At 67.0% G+C, this 16,035-nt stretch carries 12 protein-coding genes and 1 pseudogene; 8 read left to right on the top strand and 5 right to left on the bottom strand.

The annotated features are described in order from the left end of the window. Window positions 1-6: 6 nt before the first annotated feature. The 3 genes and pseudogenes from ABD017_RS12330 to ABD017_RS12320 all read right to left on the bottom strand — a co-directional run. Window positions 7-2,444 (bottom strand): annotated as a pseudogene (locus ABD017_RS12330) (cation-translocating P-type ATPase); the annotation flags it as partial. Between the two features lie 110 nt (window positions 2,445-2,554). Beyond that, complete coding sequence (locus tag ABD017_RS12325; RefSeq protein WP_343883046.1) at window positions 2,555-2,989, bottom strand: universal stress protein; 435 nt, start codon at window positions 2,987-2,989, stop codon at window positions 2,555-2,557. 26 nt (window positions 2,990-3,015) lie between these two features. After that, window positions 3,016-3,777 carry a glucose 1-dehydrogenase gene (locus tag ABD017_RS12320; protein WP_343883045.1) on the bottom strand — a complete coding sequence of 254 codons (762 nt, stop codon included), beginning with the start codon at window positions 3,775-3,777 and terminating at the stop codon, window positions 3,016-3,018. Between the two features lie 184 nt (window positions 3,778-3,961). Between ABD017_RS12320 and ABD017_RS12315 the strand changes: the two genes are divergently transcribed. The 8 genes from ABD017_RS12315 (at window position 3,962) to ABD017_RS12280 (ending at window position 13,086) form a co-directional block, all read left to right on the top strand. Next, complete coding sequence (locus ABD017_RS12315; protein ID WP_343883044.1) at window positions 3,962-5,209, top strand: NnrS family protein; 1,248 nt, start codon at window positions 3,962-3,964, stop codon at window positions 5,207-5,209. Between the two features lie 109 nt (window positions 5,210-5,318). Further along, on the top strand, window positions 5,319-6,842 hold the full coding sequence (nirK, locus tag ABD017_RS12310) for a copper-containing nitrite reductase (RefSeq protein WP_343883043.1): 1,524 nt from the start codon (window positions 5,319-5,321) through the stop codon (window positions 6,840-6,842). Window positions 6,843-6,844: 2 nt separating this feature from the next. Further along, window positions 6,845-7,609, top strand: coding sequence for a formylglycine-generating enzyme family protein (locus tag ABD017_RS12305; protein WP_343883042.1), 765 nt, complete (start codon window positions 6,845-6,847; stop codon window positions 7,607-7,609). Between the two features lie 9 nt (window positions 7,610-7,618). Continuing rightward, window positions 7,619-8,188, top strand: a complete 570-nt coding sequence (locus ABD017_RS12300; protein WP_343883041.1) for an SCO family protein — start codon at window positions 7,619-7,621, stop codon at window positions 8,186-8,188. A 342-nt stretch (window positions 8,189-8,530) separates the two neighbouring features. Further along, on the top strand, window positions 8,531-10,744 hold the full coding sequence (locus ABD017_RS12295; protein WP_343883040.1) for a TonB-dependent siderophore receptor: 2,214 nt from the start codon (window positions 8,531-8,533) through the stop codon (window positions 10,742-10,744). Window positions 10,745-10,778: 34 nt separating this feature from the next. Beyond that, window positions 10,779-11,093 (top strand): iron uptake protein, encoded by a 315-nt coding sequence (locus ABD017_RS12290; protein WP_343883039.1) that lies wholly within the window; start codon window positions 10,779-10,781, stop codon window positions 11,091-11,093. Between the two features lie 12 nt (window positions 11,094-11,105). Beyond that, window positions 11,106-12,773, top strand: a complete 1,668-nt coding sequence (locus ABD017_RS12285) for a PepSY-associated TM helix domain-containing protein (protein WP_343883038.1) — start codon at window positions 11,106-11,108, stop codon at window positions 12,771-12,773. Further along, the gene (locus tag ABD017_RS12280; RefSeq protein ID WP_343883037.1) at window positions 12,766-13,086 is read left to right on the top strand and encodes a DUF3325 domain-containing protein; all 321 of its coding nucleotides are present in this window, start codon (window positions 12,766-12,768) and stop codon (window positions 13,084-13,086) included. Before ABD017_RS12285 ends, ABD017_RS12280 begins: the two co-directional genes overlap by 8 nt. Window positions 13,087-13,193: 107 nt before the next feature. On the opposite strand, the gene ABD017_RS12275 is transcribed toward ABD017_RS12280, so the two are convergent. Further along, window positions 13,194-14,384 carry a restriction endonuclease subunit S gene (locus tag ABD017_RS12275; RefSeq protein ID WP_343883036.1) on the bottom strand — a complete coding sequence of 397 codons (1,191 nt, stop codon included), beginning with the start codon at window positions 14,382-14,384 and terminating at the stop codon, window positions 13,194-13,196. Beyond that, a complete protein-coding gene (locus ABD017_RS12270) occupies window positions 14,377-16,017 on the bottom strand; it encodes an HsdM family class I SAM-dependent methyltransferase (protein WP_343883035.1) in 1,641 nt (546 codons plus the stop codon). The genes ABD017_RS12275 and ABD017_RS12270 overlap by 8 nt, the downstream gene beginning before the upstream one ends. Between the last annotated feature and the right edge of the window lie 18 nt (window positions 16,018-16,035).

Raw genomic sequence — 16,035 nt, 5'->3', positions numbered from 1 at the left:
GGCGCGTCAATGCGCCGGCAACGCGCTTGCGCGCGGACGCGTCACCCGGCCCAGCAGCTCCAGCCAGGCGAGGGCGGCCAGCAGCATGCCGCCGCTGGCCAGCAGCAGGGAGGCGTTCGGCAGGGACAGTCCCATGACGTGCCGGAAGAAGGGCAGGCCGATCACCACCGCCAGCATCGCGGCGACGCCGCCGAACATCCGCGGCAGCCACGGGTTGCGCGCCCGCTGGCGGGCCAGCGCGGGATGCGCCAGGTCGCGGTTGGCCAGTGTCAGCAGGAACAGCCCCACGATCAGCGCGATGAACACCGCGCTGCGACTGTGCGCGGCCTCCACGCCCCAGCCGGTCAGCAAGCCGAAGCCAAGCAGCAGGATGCCGGCAAAGCCCAGCCCCTGGATCACCGCGTAGCGCAGGTTGGCCGCGGCGAACGGGGAGTCCGACGGCGCGCGCGGCGGTCGCCGCATGATGCCCTCGTCGGCGGGCTCAGCCTCGAACACCACCGAACACGCCGGGTCGATCACGAGCTCCAGCAGCACGATGTGCACCGGCATCAGCAGCACCGGCCAGTGCAGCAGGGTCGGCACCAGCGCCAGCGCGATGATCGGCATGTGCACGGCGAACACGAAGCGGGTGGCCTTGGTGATGTTGTCATAGATGCGCCGGCCCTGGCGGATCGCGCCGACGATACTGGCGAAGCTGTCGTCCAGCAGCACCAGCGCGGCCGCCTCGCGCGCCACGTCGGTGCCGCGCTCGCCCATCGCGATGCCGACGTCGGCGGCCTTCAGCGCGGGAGCGTCGTTGACGCCGTCGCCGGTCATCGCCACCACCTCGCCGCCTTCGCGCAGCAGCTGCACCAGGCGCAGTTTCTGCTCCGGCTTGAGCCGCGCGCACAGGTCGACGCGATGCAGGCGTTCGCGCAACGCGGCGTCGTCCAGTGCAGCCATTTCCACGCCGGTGATCACCTCGGCGCGCTCGCTCAAGCCCACCTCGCGCGCGATCGCCCGCGCGGTGGCCGGGTGGTCGCCGGTCATCATGACGATGCGGATGCCGGCGCTGCGGCATTCGGCGATCGCCGCCGGCACTTCGGGGCGCGGCGGGTCGACGAAGCCGAGCAGGCCGAGGAAGCGGAAGTCGAAGTCGTGCTGGCTTTGCGGCCACGCTTCGCCGTGCCACTCGCCGCGGGCCACGCCGAGCACGCGCAGGCCGCGCTCGGCCATCCCCTCGACCTGGCGCAGGATGGCCGCCGCGTCAGTGGCGGCCAGGTGGCACAGGTCGATCACCGCCTCCGGCGCGCCCTTGGTGGCCAGCAGGTGGGTGTCGCGCGCGTCGCCGCGGAACACGTGGGTCATCGCCAGGATCTCCGGCGACAGCGCGTACTCGATCTCCGGCGCCCACTCGGCATGCACGTGCTCGGTGCCGGTGAGCCAGTGCAGGCCGAACTGCTGGATCGCCTTCTCCATCGGGTCGAACGGATCGGCCGGCGTGGCCAGCATGGCGAACTCGACCAGCGCGTGGAACGGCTCGGGCAGTTCGCGTGCATCCCGGTCGTGCGCGCTGCCGTCGGGCAGGCGCAACTCGGCCACCCGCATGCGGTTCTGGGTCAGCGTGCCGGTCTTGTCCACCGCCAGTACCGAGATCGCGCCCAGCGCTTCCACCGCGGGCACGCGGCGCGTCAGCACCTTGTGCCTGGAGATCCGCCACGCGCCCAGCGCCAGGAACACGGTGAGGATCACCGGGATCTCTTCCGGCAGGATCGCCATGGTCAGCGCGATGCCGGCGAGCACGCTCTCGAGCAGGCCGTGGCCGTCCCACAGCCAGCCGAGCAGCGTGTATGCCGCGGCCAGCAGCAGGCCGCCGACGGTGAGGTTGCGGATCAGCCGGCGCGAGGCGCGCTGCAGGCCCGACACCGGCTCGACCGTCGTGGCCAGCGCCTCCCCGATGCGGCCCACCGCGGTGGCGCTGGCGATGGCGCGGACCTCGGCGACGCCGACGCCCTTGGTCGCCACGGTGCTGGCGAACAGCTGGCCCGTGTCTTCACCGGGGAGCTTGGTGACGGGCACGGCCTCGCCGGTGAGCAGCGTTCGTCGACGTCGAGATGGCCGTCCAGCAGCAGCGCGTCGGCGGCGATGCGGTCGCCTTCGTGCAATACCAGCAGGTCGCCGACCACCACCTCGCGGCCGGACACGCGGGTTTCCTCGCCGCCGCGGATCACCAGCGCGCGCGGCGCCGACAGCTCGCGCAGCGATTCCAGCGCGCGCTGGGTCTTGCGCTCCTGCGCCAGCGTGATGCCGATCACCACGAACACGAACGACAGCAGGAACGCCGCCTCGGCGCGGTCGCCCAATGCCAGGTACAGGCCGCCGGCGACCAGCAGCATCAGGAACATCGGCTCGGTGAGCACCCCGCCGATGATCGCCAGCATGCCGCGCGGCGCGTTGCCCGGCAGCAGGTTGGGGCCGTGGGCGGCCAACCGGCGCGCCGCCTCGGCCGGGTCGAGGCCGCGGTGGGCGGGCGGCGCGGCCTTCGCGTCCATGTCGCCTGGCCGCTGGCTGTTGCTCAGCGGCAAACCAGTACCGGCACGTCGCCGTTGAGGATCACCTTGTGCGTCTCGCTGCCCAGCAGCAGGCGGTCGAAGCCGCGCCAGCCGTGCGAGGCCATCACGATCAGGTCGCACTCGTGCTTGCGGGCCACTTCCACGATGGCGGCGTAGGGGCGTGCGTCGGTCTGGTAGCTGCTGTGGCAGGCGACGCCGGCCGCCTTGGCCCGCTCGTGCACCTCGGCCAGGTAGCGTTCGGCGGCGGCGCTGGCTTCGATGGTGTATTCGGGATCGACCTGGATGAATTGGGCCGCATAGGCGGATGCAGGCAAGGGGGCGATCACGTGGAAGGCGTAGACGCTGGCGCCCACCTTGGCGGCCAGTTCCACGCCGACGTCGACGGCGCGCAGCGACAGTTCGGAACCGTCGATGGGCAGCAGGATGCGCTTGAACATGGCGAACTCCTCACGGGTTGGAGTAATCAGCGGCAGGTGTAGCCGCCATCGATGACCAGCTCGCTGCCAGTCACGAATTTCGATTCGTCGGAAGCCAGATAGACGACGGCCCAGGCGATGTCGTCCGGCTCGCCCATGTGGCCCAGCGGGTGCAGCGCGCCGGTCTCGCGCCGGTGCTGTACCGGGTCGCCGCCCATCGAGGCAATGTGCTGCTCGACCAGCGGGGTCCAGATGAAACCGGGGTGGATCGAGTTGACCCGGATGCGGTCGGCGGCATACAGCAGCGCGTCGGTCTTGCTCATCAGCCGCACCGCGCCCTTGGAGGCGTGATACGGCGGCAGGTCCGGCGCGCCGACCAGGCCGTAGATCGAGGACAGGTTGATGATGCTGCCGCCACCGGCCGCCCGCAGCGGCGCGATGGCGTGCTTGGTGCCGAAGAACACGCCCTTCACGTTGATCGCCTGCACCCGGTCCCATTCGGCCTCGGTGAGCTCGTGCGTGGGCTTGTTCGGCCCGGCGATGCCGGCGTTGTTGACCAGGACGTCCAGACGTCCAAACGCTTCCACCGTGGCGGCGATCGCCGCGGCCACTTCGGGCTCCACCGACACGTCGGCGTGGACATAGCGGGCGCTGTCGCCGTGCTGCGCGGCCAGCGCCCGGCCGGCGTCGTCGTGCAGGTCCACGATGGCCACTTTCGCGCCGGCCTCGATCATCCGTGTCACGCACGCCGCCCCGATACCCAACGCGCCACCGGTTACCAGTGCCACCTTGCCGCTCAGTCTGCCCATGGTCGTGTCTCCATGTGGATGTGAGTGGCAGGCTGCGCCGCATCACGGGGGCCGGTGTTGATCGTGGTCAATGCCGGTCCATGGGCGGGTGCGGCACAAGCGCACAGGCGCGCTGATGCAGGTCAATGCCCCGCGGCGTGCCGATCTGTCACCATGTGCAAATCATTCTCATTCGAGATGCCCCATGGCCCGATCGCGCACCCCCGATGCCAAGCCGGCGACCTTCGCCGAACTGCCCGCCCTGCTCAGCTCGGCGCCGCACCGGCTGCTGTTCCTGGCCGGCGCCATCGCGGTCCTGCTGAGCATGGCGTGGTGGGCGGTGGAGCTGACCTGGATGCGCTTCGGCCTGGGCAACTGGCCGCAGCCGTCGATCCCGCCGGGCTGGGGGCATGCGATGGTGATCCAGTACGGGCTGTTTCCGCTGTTCATGTTCGGCTTCCTGCTGACCGTGTTTCCGCGCTGGATGAACCTGCCGGGCTTGTCGCGCCGCCATTACGTGCCGGTGGCGGCGGGGGTGTTTGGCGGCTACGTGCTGGCCAACGTGGGTTTGCTCGGCCTGCCGGCGCTGCTCAAGGCCGGCTTCGTGGTGATGCTGGCCGGCTACCTCGTCGGCACCACCATCCTGGCCCGCGTGCTGCGCGCGGCCAGCAACCGCATCGACCACGCAAAGTCCTGCCTGCTGGCGCTCATGCTGGGTTGCGTGGGGCTGGTGGCGTTCCTGGTGTACCTGTTCGGCGGTCCGGAAACCTGCGCCTGGCTGGCGATACACATCGGCACGTTCGGCCTGCTGCTGCCGATCTTTTTCACCGTGACGCATCGCATGCTGCCGTTCTTCAGCGGCAACGTGGTGAAGGATTACCACGTGGTGCGCCCGCGCTGGAGCCTGCCGGTGGTGTGGGTGCTGCTGCTGGCGCACCTGCTGATGGAGTGGCGCGAGCTGCTGGCCTGGCGCTGGGTGGTGGACGTGCCGCTGGCGCTGGTGTTCGCCTGGCACGCGGTGGCCTGGCAGCCGTGGAAGGCGATGCGCCCGGGCATTCTTGCAGTGCTGCATCTGTCGTTCGCGTGGCTGCCGATCGCGTTCGTGCTGTACGCGGTGCAGGACGTGATCTACGCCTCGCGGGGCGAGCTGCTGTTCATGCGCGCGCCGTTGCACGCGCTGGGCGTCGGCTATTTTGGCTCGATGCTGGTGGCGATGGTGACCCGCGTGACCCAAGGCCACTCCGGCCGGCCGCTGCAGATGGGCGCCATCGCGTGGCTGTGTTTCGCCTTGCTGCAGGTGGTGACGCTGCTGCGCCTGCGCGCCGAGCTGGGTGGCGACGTCTACCTGTGGCTGGTGATCGCCGCCTATGGCTGGCTGGTGGCGTTCCTGCCCTGGGTGCTGCGTTCGGCGTGGATCTACCTGACGCCGCGACGGGACGGCAAGCCGGGCTGATGTGGCAGGGTGACGCAGTCGGCAAAAGCCGTCCCGGAAACTGACGCACGTCAAATTTGCAATCCGGTTATCGCCTACGCTGGCGCCGAACTCCACAGAGCGAAGCGCCATGACACGAAAGCTGTCACTCATCCTCGCCGCCGCCGGCCTGATGGCCCTTGCGGCCTGCTCCGAAAAGCCCGCGGCCAACGGCGCCAGCCAGGCCCCGTTCGGCACGGCCGCGGCGGCCGCCGTCACCCCGCCGGAAAGCTTCGGGCCGCCGCAGGGCGAGCCGATCCACGCCGTACTCACCAGCCCGCCGCACGTGCCGCCGCCGGTCAACCGCAACTATCCGGCCAAGGTCATCGTGGAGCTGGAGGTGATCGAGAAGGAGATGCCCATTTCCGAGGGCGTCAGCTACACCTACTGGACCTTCGGCGGCACCGTGCCGGGCAGCTTCATCCGCGTGCGCCAGGGCGACACGGTGGAGTTCCACCTGAAGAACGCGCCCGACAGCAAGATGCCGCACAACATCGACCTGCACGGCGTCACCGGCCCCGGTGGCGGCGCGGCGTCGAGCTTCACCGCGCCGGGGCATGCCTCGCAGTTCACCTTCAAGGCGCTCAACGCCGGCATCTACGTCTACCACTGCGCCACCGCGCCGGTGGGCATGCACATCGCCAACGGCATGTACGGCCTGATCCTGGTCGAGCCGCCGGAGGGGCTGCCCAAGGTCGATCACGAGTACTACGTGATGCAGGGCGACTTCTACACCACCGGCAAGTACCGCGAGAAGGGCCACCAGCCGTTCGACATGGACAAGGCCATCGACGAGCACCCCACCTACGTGCTGTTCAACGGCCACGAGGGCGCGCTCACCGGTGACAACGCGCTCACCGCCAAGACCAACGAAACCGTGCGCCTGTTCGTGGGCAACGGCGGCCCCAACCTGATCTCCAGCTTCCACGTGATCGGCGAGATTTTCGACCGCGTGCAGCAGGAAGGCGGCACCCACCCGCAGTCGAACGTGCAGACCACGCTGATCCCCGCCGGCGGCGCGGCCATCGTCGAATTCCACACCGACGTGCCGGGCAGCTACGTGCTGGTCGACCACTCGATCTTCCGCGCCTTCAACAAGGGTGCGCTGGGCATCCTCAAGGTGGACGGGCCGGAGAACAAGCTGGTCTATTCGGGCAAGGAGGTGGACTCGGTCTACCTGGGCGACCGCGCCGAACCCAACCTCCAGGCGGTGAGTGTGGCGGCCAAGGCGCACGCCGCCGGCACGCTGACCAAGGAGGAGCAGGTCAAGGCCGGCCAGCAGCTGTTCACCGGTACCTGCTCGGTCTGCCACGGCGCCGACGGCAAGGGCATGACCAACGTGTTCCCGCCGCTGGCCAAGTCCGATTACCTCGCCAAGCAGGATCGCGAGCACCTGATCTCGATCCCGCTGCACGGCCTGCACGGCAAGATCACCGTCAACGGCGTGGATTACGACTCGGTGATGCCGCCGATGAGCCAGCTCAACGACGACGAGGTGGCCAACATCCTCACCTACGTGCTGAACAGCTGGGACAACGCCGGCGGCCAGATCACCAAGGAAGAGGTGGCCAAGGTCCGCGCCCAGCCGGCCCCCGCACCGGCGCCGGAGCACTGAGGATGCGCGTCTGGCCGCTGCCGCTGCTGATGCTGGGCGCGCTGCTGGCCGGCCCGGTGGCGGCGGCCGACTACGCCCCGCTGCCGGGCGGCACGTTCACCAGCGTGCTGCCCGCCGACGGCAAGGCGGCACCGGCGAAGATCGCGCCGTTCCGCCTGCGCACCGAGCCGGTGACCAACGCCGAGTTCCTGGCCTTCGTGAAAACCCACCCGCAGTGGCGGCGCGACCAGGTGGCCCCGGTCTTCGCCGACCGCCGCTACCTCAGCCACTGGGCCGCGCCCGACGCGCTGGGCGACGCCTTGCCGCAACAGCCGGTGACGCGGGTGAGCTGGTTCGCCGCCCAGGCCTTCTGCGAAAGCGAGCACGCCCGCCTGCCCAGCTGGTACGAATGGGAATACGCCGCCGCGGCCGATGCCCGCCGCGCCGACGCCCGCCGCGATCCGGCCTGGCGCGAGCGCGTGCTGCAGTGGTACAGCCGCCCGTCCAGCCAGCCGCTGCCGGTCGTGGGCGGTGCCCCCGACGTGCACGGCGTGCGTGATCTCAACGGCGTGGTGTGGGAGTGGGTGGACGACTTCAACGCCTTGCTGGTGGGCAGCGACAGCCGCGACCAGGACGGCGCCGACAAGATGAAATTCTGCGGCGCCGGCGCCGTCAGCATGCAGGAAAAAGAGAACTACGCCACCTTGATGCGCATCGCCATGCTGAGCGCGCTGAAGGCGGTGGACACCACCAACAACATGGGCTTTCGCTGTGCGAAACCCGACTGAGGTCTTTCCATGAAACGCCTTGCTCCGTGGCTATTCATCGCGTCGCTGCTGACCGGCCAGGCCTTCGCCGCCACGCCGCTGCCGGCCGATTCGGTGTACCAGCTCCACGTCACCCTCACCGACCAGGACGGCCACGCGCAACCGTTCGCCGCCCGCCGTGGCCAGGTGCAGCTGGTCAGCATGATCTACACCTCCTGCACCATGGTCTGCCCGATGATCGTGGACACCATGAAGCTCACCCGCAAGGCCGTGGCCGAGCCCGGCCGCGACAAGCTGGCCCTGCTGGCGGTGAGCTTCGACCCCGAGCGCGACAGCGTGGATGCGCTGCGCCACTACGCCGCCGCGCGCAAGCTCGACATGCGCTACTGGACGCTCGCCCGCCCGCAACCGAAAGATGCCCGCCCGCTGGCGGCCCTGCTCGGCCTGCAATACCGCCAGCTCCCCGATGGCGATTTCAACCACAGCAGCGAACTGATCCTGCTCGACACCGACGGCCGCATCGCCGCCCGCACCAGCACCATCGGCCGCGTCGATCCGGAGTTCGTCAGCGCAGTCAACAAGGCGCTTGAGCCCCATTGAAAGCTTGATCGCATGATTTTTATGGACGTCTAAACGTCCGTAAACCCGTTCCTTCCAGCCGTCCGTCATGGGCGGATTTTTTTTGGCGCTTCTGCGGGATCTTGCGTGGTGGCGCGCGCGAGCCAAGGTACCGCGCCACTCGGCCAGCGCCCGTGTCCCGCGATACGGTGCCTGCACAACCGCGATCGTCGGCCGGCCTGATCCAAGCGGGCAAGATCGCCCGCCAGCTTGCATAATGAGAAGCATTCGCATTTAATGATGCGCCAATTCGTCGATGCCAGCCGCGCGGAGCAAGCCACCGCGTTGCCTGGAACAACGCCCGTCCCCTTGACCAGGATAACCATGCGCGCCATCAACTCCATTCGCCCGCCGTTCGCGCACGTGCCATCAACACGTTCGACTGCACCCATCTATGGCGGCATGCGCCTGGCCATCTGCCTGGCACTGGCCGGTGCGACGGGTGCCGTGCTGGCCGCGCCGCAGGAGGCTTCGAGCGGCGGATCGACAGGCAGCAGCGCGGCCACCGACCTGGGCGCGGTGATGGTCGTCGCCCAGCGCGACGACCGCGTCAGCAACGGCGCGACCAATCTCGATCTGAGCATCAAGGACACGCCGCAGTCGATCAGCGTGGTGAGCGACGAAGAGATGCAGCAGTTCGGCGCCACCAGCGTCAACGACGCGCTGCGCCTGGCCACCGGCATCCAGGTCGACGAGTGGGAAACCAACCGCACCACCTACACTTCGCGCGGCTTCGACATCCTCAACACCCAGATCGACGGCGTCGGCCTGCCCAACAACTGGGGCATCTCCACCGGCGCGTTCGACAGCTTCGGCTACGAGAAGGTGGAAGTGATCCGCGGCGCCAACGGCCTGCTCACCGGCGTCGGCAATGCCGCCGGCACCATCAACTACGTGCGCAAGCGCCCCACCAACGAGCGGCAGGGTTCGCTGGGCGTGAGCTACGGCTCGTGGGGCACCAAGCGCGCCGAGGTCGATTATTCGACCCCGTTCACCACCGACGGCAGCTGGGCCGGGCGCGTGGTGGCCGCGCACGAGGACGGCGACTCCTACCTGCGCGGCAACGACAACGCGCGCAATTACCTGTACGGCGTGGTCGATGGCCAGGTCGGCGACAATGGCACACTGACCGTGGGCTACTCGTACCAGCGGGCCAAATCCAACGGCATCATGTGGGGCGCGCTGACCTTCATGGACAGCGACGGCGCCCAGGCCGAGTGGCCCACCAGCGCCTCCACCACGCAGGACTGGACCTACTGGAACACCACCAACCAGACCGCCTTCGCCGAATACACCCACCAGCTCGGCGACAACTGGCAACTGAAGGCGTCGTACAACTACCGCCGCTCCGTCGGCGACGAAAAGATGTTCTACGCCTACCTGCCGGACCCGGACAACGACGGCATCTCCGATGCGCTCGACCCGGGCACCGGCCTGGGCCTGGTCGGCTACCCGTGGGCCGGCAGCGACAAGGCCACCGCCCACCTGGGATCGGTGACGCTGAACGGCCATTTCGAATGGCTGGGCCGCGACCAGGAAGTGATGCTGGGCACCAGCCTCGCCCGCAGCACGTCGGACAGTTGGGAACGCAGCGCGGATGCCGACTCGCCCGCCTGGGGCGCGCTGCCGGCATTCCCGTATCCCACCGATGCGATCGCCGAGCCGGCGTGGAGCGACAGCTCGCTCTACTCGGTATTGGACCAGCGGCTGAAGCGTGCCTTCGGCGCCACCCGGATCGCGCTGACCGACCGCCTCAAGGCCCTCGTCGGCGTCAATTACGCGCAGTACCGCCGCAACGGCAATTCGTACGATCTCGTCTTCGACCAGACCACCAGCCACACCAGCCCCTACGGCGGCCTTACCTTCGATTTCAACGAGCACGTGCTGGGCTACGTCAGCTACTCGGACATCTACCAGCCGCAGGACCAGGTCGACGCAGACAACCGCTACCTCGACGCCAGCAAGGGCGTGAACTACGAGGCCGGCATCAAGGCCGACTGGCTGGACAAGCGCCTGCTGACCACGCTGGCCGTGTTCAAGGCCGACCAGGACGGGTTGGCCACGCCCACCGGGCAATACAACGAATACGCCCAGTCCATCTACGCGCCGGTGGACGTCGAGTCCAAGGGCATCGAGCTGGAGGCCACAGGCAAACTCGGCGACAACCTCGACCTGGTGGTGGGCTATACCTCGCTGAGGCTGACCGGTGCCGACGGCAACAACACCTACCGCTGGGTGCCGCGACGCACCGCCAACGTGCTGCTCAGCGCGCACCTGCCCAGCTACACGCCGCTGTCCTTCGGCGTCGGCGGTCGCTGGCAGAGCGCCATTTCCAACGTGGAGAGCAGCGGCTTCACGGTGCGCCAGGACAGCTATGCCGTACTCAACGGCTTCGTCGGCTGGGACTTCCGCCCCGATGCCACGCTGCGCTTCAACGCCAGCAACATCACCAACGAGAAGTACATCAGCACGCTGCGCTACAGCGGCTTCTACGGCGCGCCACGCAATTACATGCTGAGCCTCGACTGGCGCCTCTGATCGACTTCACTGCGGAGAGGCAGCAGCCAACGCCATGTCCAACACATCCGCTATCCACGATTCGCCCGCCGCCCGCCTTCGTGTCGCATCGCGCGTAGGCGCCGCCGTGCTCGGCGGCTACGCCTTCGCGTGGGGCACGGTCGCCGCCGTCACCAGCTTGCTGTTTGCGGCGGGGATGGCATTCCACGATGCCGAATTCCTGGGCGCCGTGGCGGGGCTGCTGGCTTACCTCGCGGCCTTCCTGTGCACCGTCGCCACGCGCCGGCTGGCCATGGCCTGGCTGGTGCTGCCGGGCGCGGGCGCGCTGATGACGGCCGCCGCTTCGTTCGTGCAATCGCTGCTGACCTGAGGAGGCGCCGTGATGTTTTCCAATTTCCGGCAGGCCATGGCATGGCTGCACACCTGGTTCGGCCTGGTGCTGGGCTTCGTGCTGATGGCGGCGTTCTTCTTCGGCGCGCTGTCGGTGTTCGATCGCGAGATCGACCGCTGGACGGTCCCCGCCACCCGCATCGCGCCGCAACCGATGCCTTCGTTCGAGCGGGTGCTGCGACCGGCGTTCGAGCGCATGCACCCCACGTCCGAGGCGGTCGACGCCATGCGTCTGCGGGTCGACGGCGCGATGCCGCAACGCTTCGACACCGTGGTCAACTGGAGCGCCTACACCACCCACCGCGATCCGGTGCTGGCGTTGTACGCGGGCTACGAGGTGCCCAACGCGAAAGACCCGGAGGAGGCGATCTGGGCCTATGCCACCATCGATCCGCGCAGCGGCAAGGCACTGCCCGACGACCAGCTGAAGATCGGCAGCGGCTTCTTCTACCCGATGCATTACAGCCTCACGCTGGACTGGAAAAACCTGGGCTTCTGGATCGTGGGTTTCTCCGCGCTGATGATGCTGGCCGCCCTGGTCAGCGGCGTGATCATGCACCGCAAGCTGCTGCGCGAGTTCTTCACCTTCCGCCCGGGCAGGGCGCGCCTGCGCAGCGTGCTGGACCTGCACAACCTCACCGGCGTGGTGGCGCTGCCGTTCCATTTCTTCTTTGCCTTCACCGGCCTGGTGATCTTCGCCAGCGCCTACTACTTCCCGGTGGGGCACACGCAATTGCACGGCCTGCACGATCTGCATGAACAGGTGGAAGCGCGGGAAACCGGCTTGCCGCACGACCGTGCCGGCGTGCCGGCGGGGCTGGCCTCGGTGGATGCGATGGTGGCCGAGGCGCAACGCCGCTGGGCCGCGGACGACAAGGCCGGCGACGTCGGGCTGCTGATGCTGCAGCACGTGGGCGACGCCAACGGCTACGTCAGCGTCTACCGCGCCGGCACGGATCGCATCGCGCTGGTGGGCGACGGCATCCACTTCAAGGCATCGACGGGCGAACTGATTCGCGTTGATCCGCCGGCCACGTCCACGGGCCGCGTCAGCGAATTTCTCACCGGGCTGCACCTGCAGCACTTCCGCCACTGGCTGTTGCGCTGGTTCTACCTGCTGGGCGGACTGGCCGGCGCGGTTTGCATCGCGACCGGCTTCGTGTTCTTCGTCGAGAAGCGCAAGCGCCAGCATGCGCAGCGGGGCAGCCAGGGCGCACGCATCGTCGATGCGCTGGCGGTCACCACGGTGACCGGCATGCTGCTGGCTACGCTGGGCATCCTGGTGGCCAATCGCCTGCTGCCGGAAAACCTGCCGGCGCGCGACGACTGGGAGCGCTACGCATTCTGGGGCACCTGGGCGCTGGCGCTGCTGCATGCCGGTTGGCGCAGCGCACCGGTTGCGCAGGGATTGGCCAATCCGGCCTGGCGCGAGCAGTGCATCGCGATCGCGACGCTGGCGCTGTCAGCCATGGTGTTGAACGGAATCACCACCGGCGATTACCTGTGGCGCACGATCGCGACCGGCTACTGGCCGGTGGCGGGCATCGACTTGTTCCTGTTGTGCAGCGCCGCCGTGGCCTGTCTGACGGCTCGCGCGTTGAAGCGCCGCGCCCACGCCGCGCCGTCACGCATGGCCGGCATGGAGATGGCACGTGCCTGACGCCGTACTCGCGACCTGCCTGTTGCTGGCGGCGTGGCTAGCCAGCGTGGCCGGCATGGGCTGGCTGGCCGTGTCGATGCCGGTGCATGCGCAACGGGTGTGGGAGCGCGCTCCCTCATCGGTCATGGCACGCCTTCTGCGATGGCTGGGTGTGGCGGGCATCGTCGCTGCGCTGGGCCTGTGCCTGGCTGTGGATCACGCCTCGATGGCGGCCCTGGTCTGGGTAATGTCCTCGACGGCCGCCTCCCTGCTGGTCGCCTTCACCCTGGCCTGGCGCCCGCGCTGGTTGCGCATGCTGGCGCCGTGGGTGTGAGGCGCGGGGTGCGAGTGCATCGCACATCACGTCGTCGTGGAAGCTCTGGAACGCCGGAGCTCGACTGCTTCAGGCGCTTGAGCAGCATGGCGGTGCAGCGCGCACAGTCATGCCACGCGCACTTGGCCGTTCATCAGCAGGGGGAGGAGCCAGTCGCGGAGGTGGGTGAGTTCGCGGTTCTGTCGCCTGTTGCCTTCAACTGAAGTGAAGAGTGGCCTCACGACTTCATCATATCCATTGGCTAAGCAAATCTCTGGCACGACTATGTGTGCACTTTTGAGAAACTTAAAATGGCGCGCGTATCCATAGTTCGACAGGTCAACCCTGGCTATGGATTGAAAAAATGCGAATGGTGCCACTAATTCCGTGTTCGGAACCAACACTTGGGTTCCGTCTGCACCTCGCGCGTAGTCAAAGCAGACGAGTTTGACTATCCGCGTATGATCACCGAATACGACATGTGGCGTTTCAATTTCTATCTTGGCGTCGGCTTCATCGGTGTATCCACAAATGAAATCTGTACTTTGATCGATAACTGGCGTTGAGCCATTTGTTTGTACGGAACTGGTCGGTACCTTAAGAGCTTTCGGCTGTTTCAGGATCACATCGCCAATCGTCAGCACGCACCACCCCGCCGGAATTTCGCGCTTGAGGGTGTCGTTCCAGACCACCGCGCCGCCGCTGGATTTGTAGGGACGGCCGTGGGCGTCGGGGAAGTCGAACTGCACGAACCAGTAGTCGTAGATCGTCTTCGCCAGCGCCTCCAGCTCGGCGTTGATGCGCTGGTTGAGGTCGATCTTGGCGTCGAGGGCGGAGAGGACGGCGGCGATTTTTTGCTGCTCGGCAAGCTCCGGAATTCGTATCTTGAACTTTCCGATTTCGGAAACGGGGATTCGATCAACGGTTGCGCCCGTGATCGTGTTCGCGACGATTTCTTGTTGAAAGTGCGGGCCAAGATAGGAGTACAGCAGGAACTCCGGATCGACCTTGCCGAGTTTTGGACGCAACAAGCCCATGCGGCGTCCGAGACACGCCCTGATACCCGCAGGCATGAGCGCAGCCTCACCCAAGCGCGTCTCGTATGAGAACAACAGGTCGTTCTCGCTGGGAGTGACGCGCCTCGTCCAGCGGACGAAATCTTCGTCGCTGAGATGTGCAGAGTCAGCAAGCACCAGGCGCCCGTTTTGCAGGCTGGCGATGTTCAGGAAAAACGGGCCGTCGTCGGTTTTGTTCGGGGTCGCATGAGGGCCATCGAAGATGTCGGCGACCGCGCTAATCGTGGTGAAGTCATCACACATGCAGCGCGAGCCTCGCAAGTCCTTTGCCAATCTCGCCTTCCAGCTCCCGCGACTGCTCAAACATCCCCACCAGATTCGCCTGATACGCCGCCACCTTCGCCGAGAACTCCTCCGACGTCAGATCCACGTAATCGATCCTCACCTGGAAATACTGCCCCGCGCTCAGCGAATAATTCTTCGCCGCGATCGCCGCGTGATCGACCACCACCGAAAAATCCTCTTGCTGCTCGCGGGCGTTGAAGGTGTCCACGATGCGCTGCTCCTCGGCGCCGCTGAGCAGGGTTTTCTGGTTTTTGCCTTCCTTGACCTTCTCGCCCAGCGCGGAGGCATCAATCAGCACCACGCGGTCACGCTCGCTGCGATCAAGAAACAGGATCGACACGTTGGTGCCGGTGGTGGCGAAGATGTTGCTGGGCATGGAGACCACGCCGGCGATCATCTTCTCGTCCACCAGCTTCTGGCGGATGCGCAGCTCGATGCCGCTGGCGGCGGTGATGAAACCGGTGGGCACCACCACGGCCGCTTTGCCGCCGGGTTTGAGGCTGGCGATGATGTGCTGGATGAACAAGAGGTAGATCGCCATCTTGTCCTTGGCCTTGTTGGGCACCTTGGGGATGCCGGCGAAGAAGCGTGTGGCGTTGGCGTCGCTGTCCAGGTCGTCGCGGAAATCGGAAAAATCCATCTTGAACGGCGGATTGGAGACGATGTAGTCGAACTGGCGCAGCGACTTTCCGACCTTGTGCACCGGGTGCAGGATGGTGTTGCCCTGGGTGATGTGCGGGATGGAGTGCACCAGCTTGTTGAGCACCAGGTTCAGGCGCAGCAGGCTGGAGGATTTCTGCGAGATGTCCTGCGACCAGATGCTGCAATGGTCTTCGCCGATGGCATGGGCCAGCGCCATCAGCAAGGTGCCCGACCCCGAGGCCGGGTCGTAGCAGGCGGCGTTTTTCACCGTGCCGCGCTGGTCTTCGGGCACCAGGATGTCGGCCATGATGGTGGCCACCGCGTGCGGGGTGTAGTACTCGGCGTACTTGCCGCCGTTGTCCTTGTTGTAGTCCTTGATCAGGTATTCGAACAGGGCGGCGTAGAAGTCGTACTTCTGCTCGAACAGGCGCTCGAAGCTCACCCCCACCAGCTTGTTGAACAGCGCGCGCACGAAGCCGTCGCGCTTCTCCAGGCTGCCGGTGACGTATTCGCTCAAGCGGTCGAATAGCGGCACCTTCTCGCCGTCGTCGGTCTGCACCGCGAAGATGTCGTTGTTGGCCACGGCAATGGCGATCAGGGTGTCGTCCCACAGCCGGGCGAAGCCGGGTTCGCTCTGGCGGTTGAACAGGCTGGGGATCAGCTGGTCGGCGCTGAGGCGCGGGGTTTCCGCAGGCAGCATGTCCTGCAGGTCTTGCTGCGCCTCTTCGGGCAGTGCCTGCCAACCGACGATCCAGTCGTCCACGCCGGCCAGCGCCGGGCAGGCGCGCTTCATCTCGTAAGCGAACTTGTCGCACAGCAACTTGTACAGAAAGGTCTGCACGATGATCTTGTATTCATTGCCGTCGTTGCCGAGGCCGGCGCTGGCGCACACGGCCTTGAGGCCGTCGATCAGGTCGCGGGTTTGTTGCTGGTAGCTGGGCGGGTTCATCGGGTTCGGGAATGTCGA

Origin of the sequence: Rhodanobacter caeni (assembly GCF_039523575.1) — a bacterium.
In the GTDB taxonomy this organism is placed as follows: Bacteria; Pseudomonadota; Gammaproteobacteria; order Xanthomonadales; family Rhodanobacteraceae; genus Rhodanobacter; species Rhodanobacter caeni.
This window is presented reverse-complemented; position numbering and strand designations above follow the sequence as displayed.

What these genes read in the sequence shown, in the direction of transcription:
- ABD017_RS12285 (WP_343883038.1), top strand. Translation starts at nt 11,106, where the DNA reads ATGTTTTCCAATTTCCGGCAGGCCATGGCATGGCTGCACACCTGGTTC.
- ABD017_RS12290 (WP_343883039.1), top strand. Translation starts at nt 10,779, where the DNA reads ATGTCCAACACATCCGCTATCCACGATTCGCCCGCCGCCCGCCTTCGT.
- ABD017_RS12305 (WP_343883042.1), top strand. Translation starts at nt 6,845, where the DNA reads ATGCGCGTCTGGCCGCTGCCGCTGCTGATGCTGGGCGCGCTGCTGGCC.
- ABD017_RS12295 (WP_343883040.1), top strand. Translation starts at nt 8,531, where the DNA reads ATGCGCGCCATCAACTCCATTCGCCCGCCGTTCGCGCACGTGCCATCA.
- ABD017_RS12325 (WP_343883046.1), bottom strand. Translation starts at nt 2,989, where the DNA reads ATGTTCAAGCGCATCCTGCTGCCCATCGACGGTTCCGAACTGTCGCTG.
- ABD017_RS12270 (WP_343883035.1), bottom strand. Translation starts at nt 16,017, where the DNA reads ATGAACCCGCCCAGCTACCAGCAACAAACCCGCGACCTGATCGACGGC.
- ABD017_RS12300 (WP_343883041.1), top strand. Translation starts at nt 7,619, where the DNA reads ATGAAACGCCTTGCTCCGTGGCTATTCATCGCGTCGCTGCTGACCGGC.
- nirK (WP_343883043.1), top strand. Translation starts at nt 5,319, where the DNA reads ATGACACGAAAGCTGTCACTCATCCTCGCCGCCGCCGGCCTGATGGCC.
- ABD017_RS12275 (WP_343883036.1), bottom strand. Translation starts at nt 14,384, where the DNA reads ATGTGTGATGACTTCACCACGATTAGCGCGGTCGCCGACATCTTCGAT.
- ABD017_RS12315 (WP_343883044.1), top strand. Translation starts at nt 3,962, where the DNA reads ATGGCCCGATCGCGCACCCCCGATGCCAAGCCGGCGACCTTCGCCGAA.
- ABD017_RS12320 (WP_343883045.1), bottom strand. Translation starts at nt 3,777, where the DNA reads ATGGGCAGACTGAGCGGCAAGGTGGCACTGGTAACCGGTGGCGCGTTG.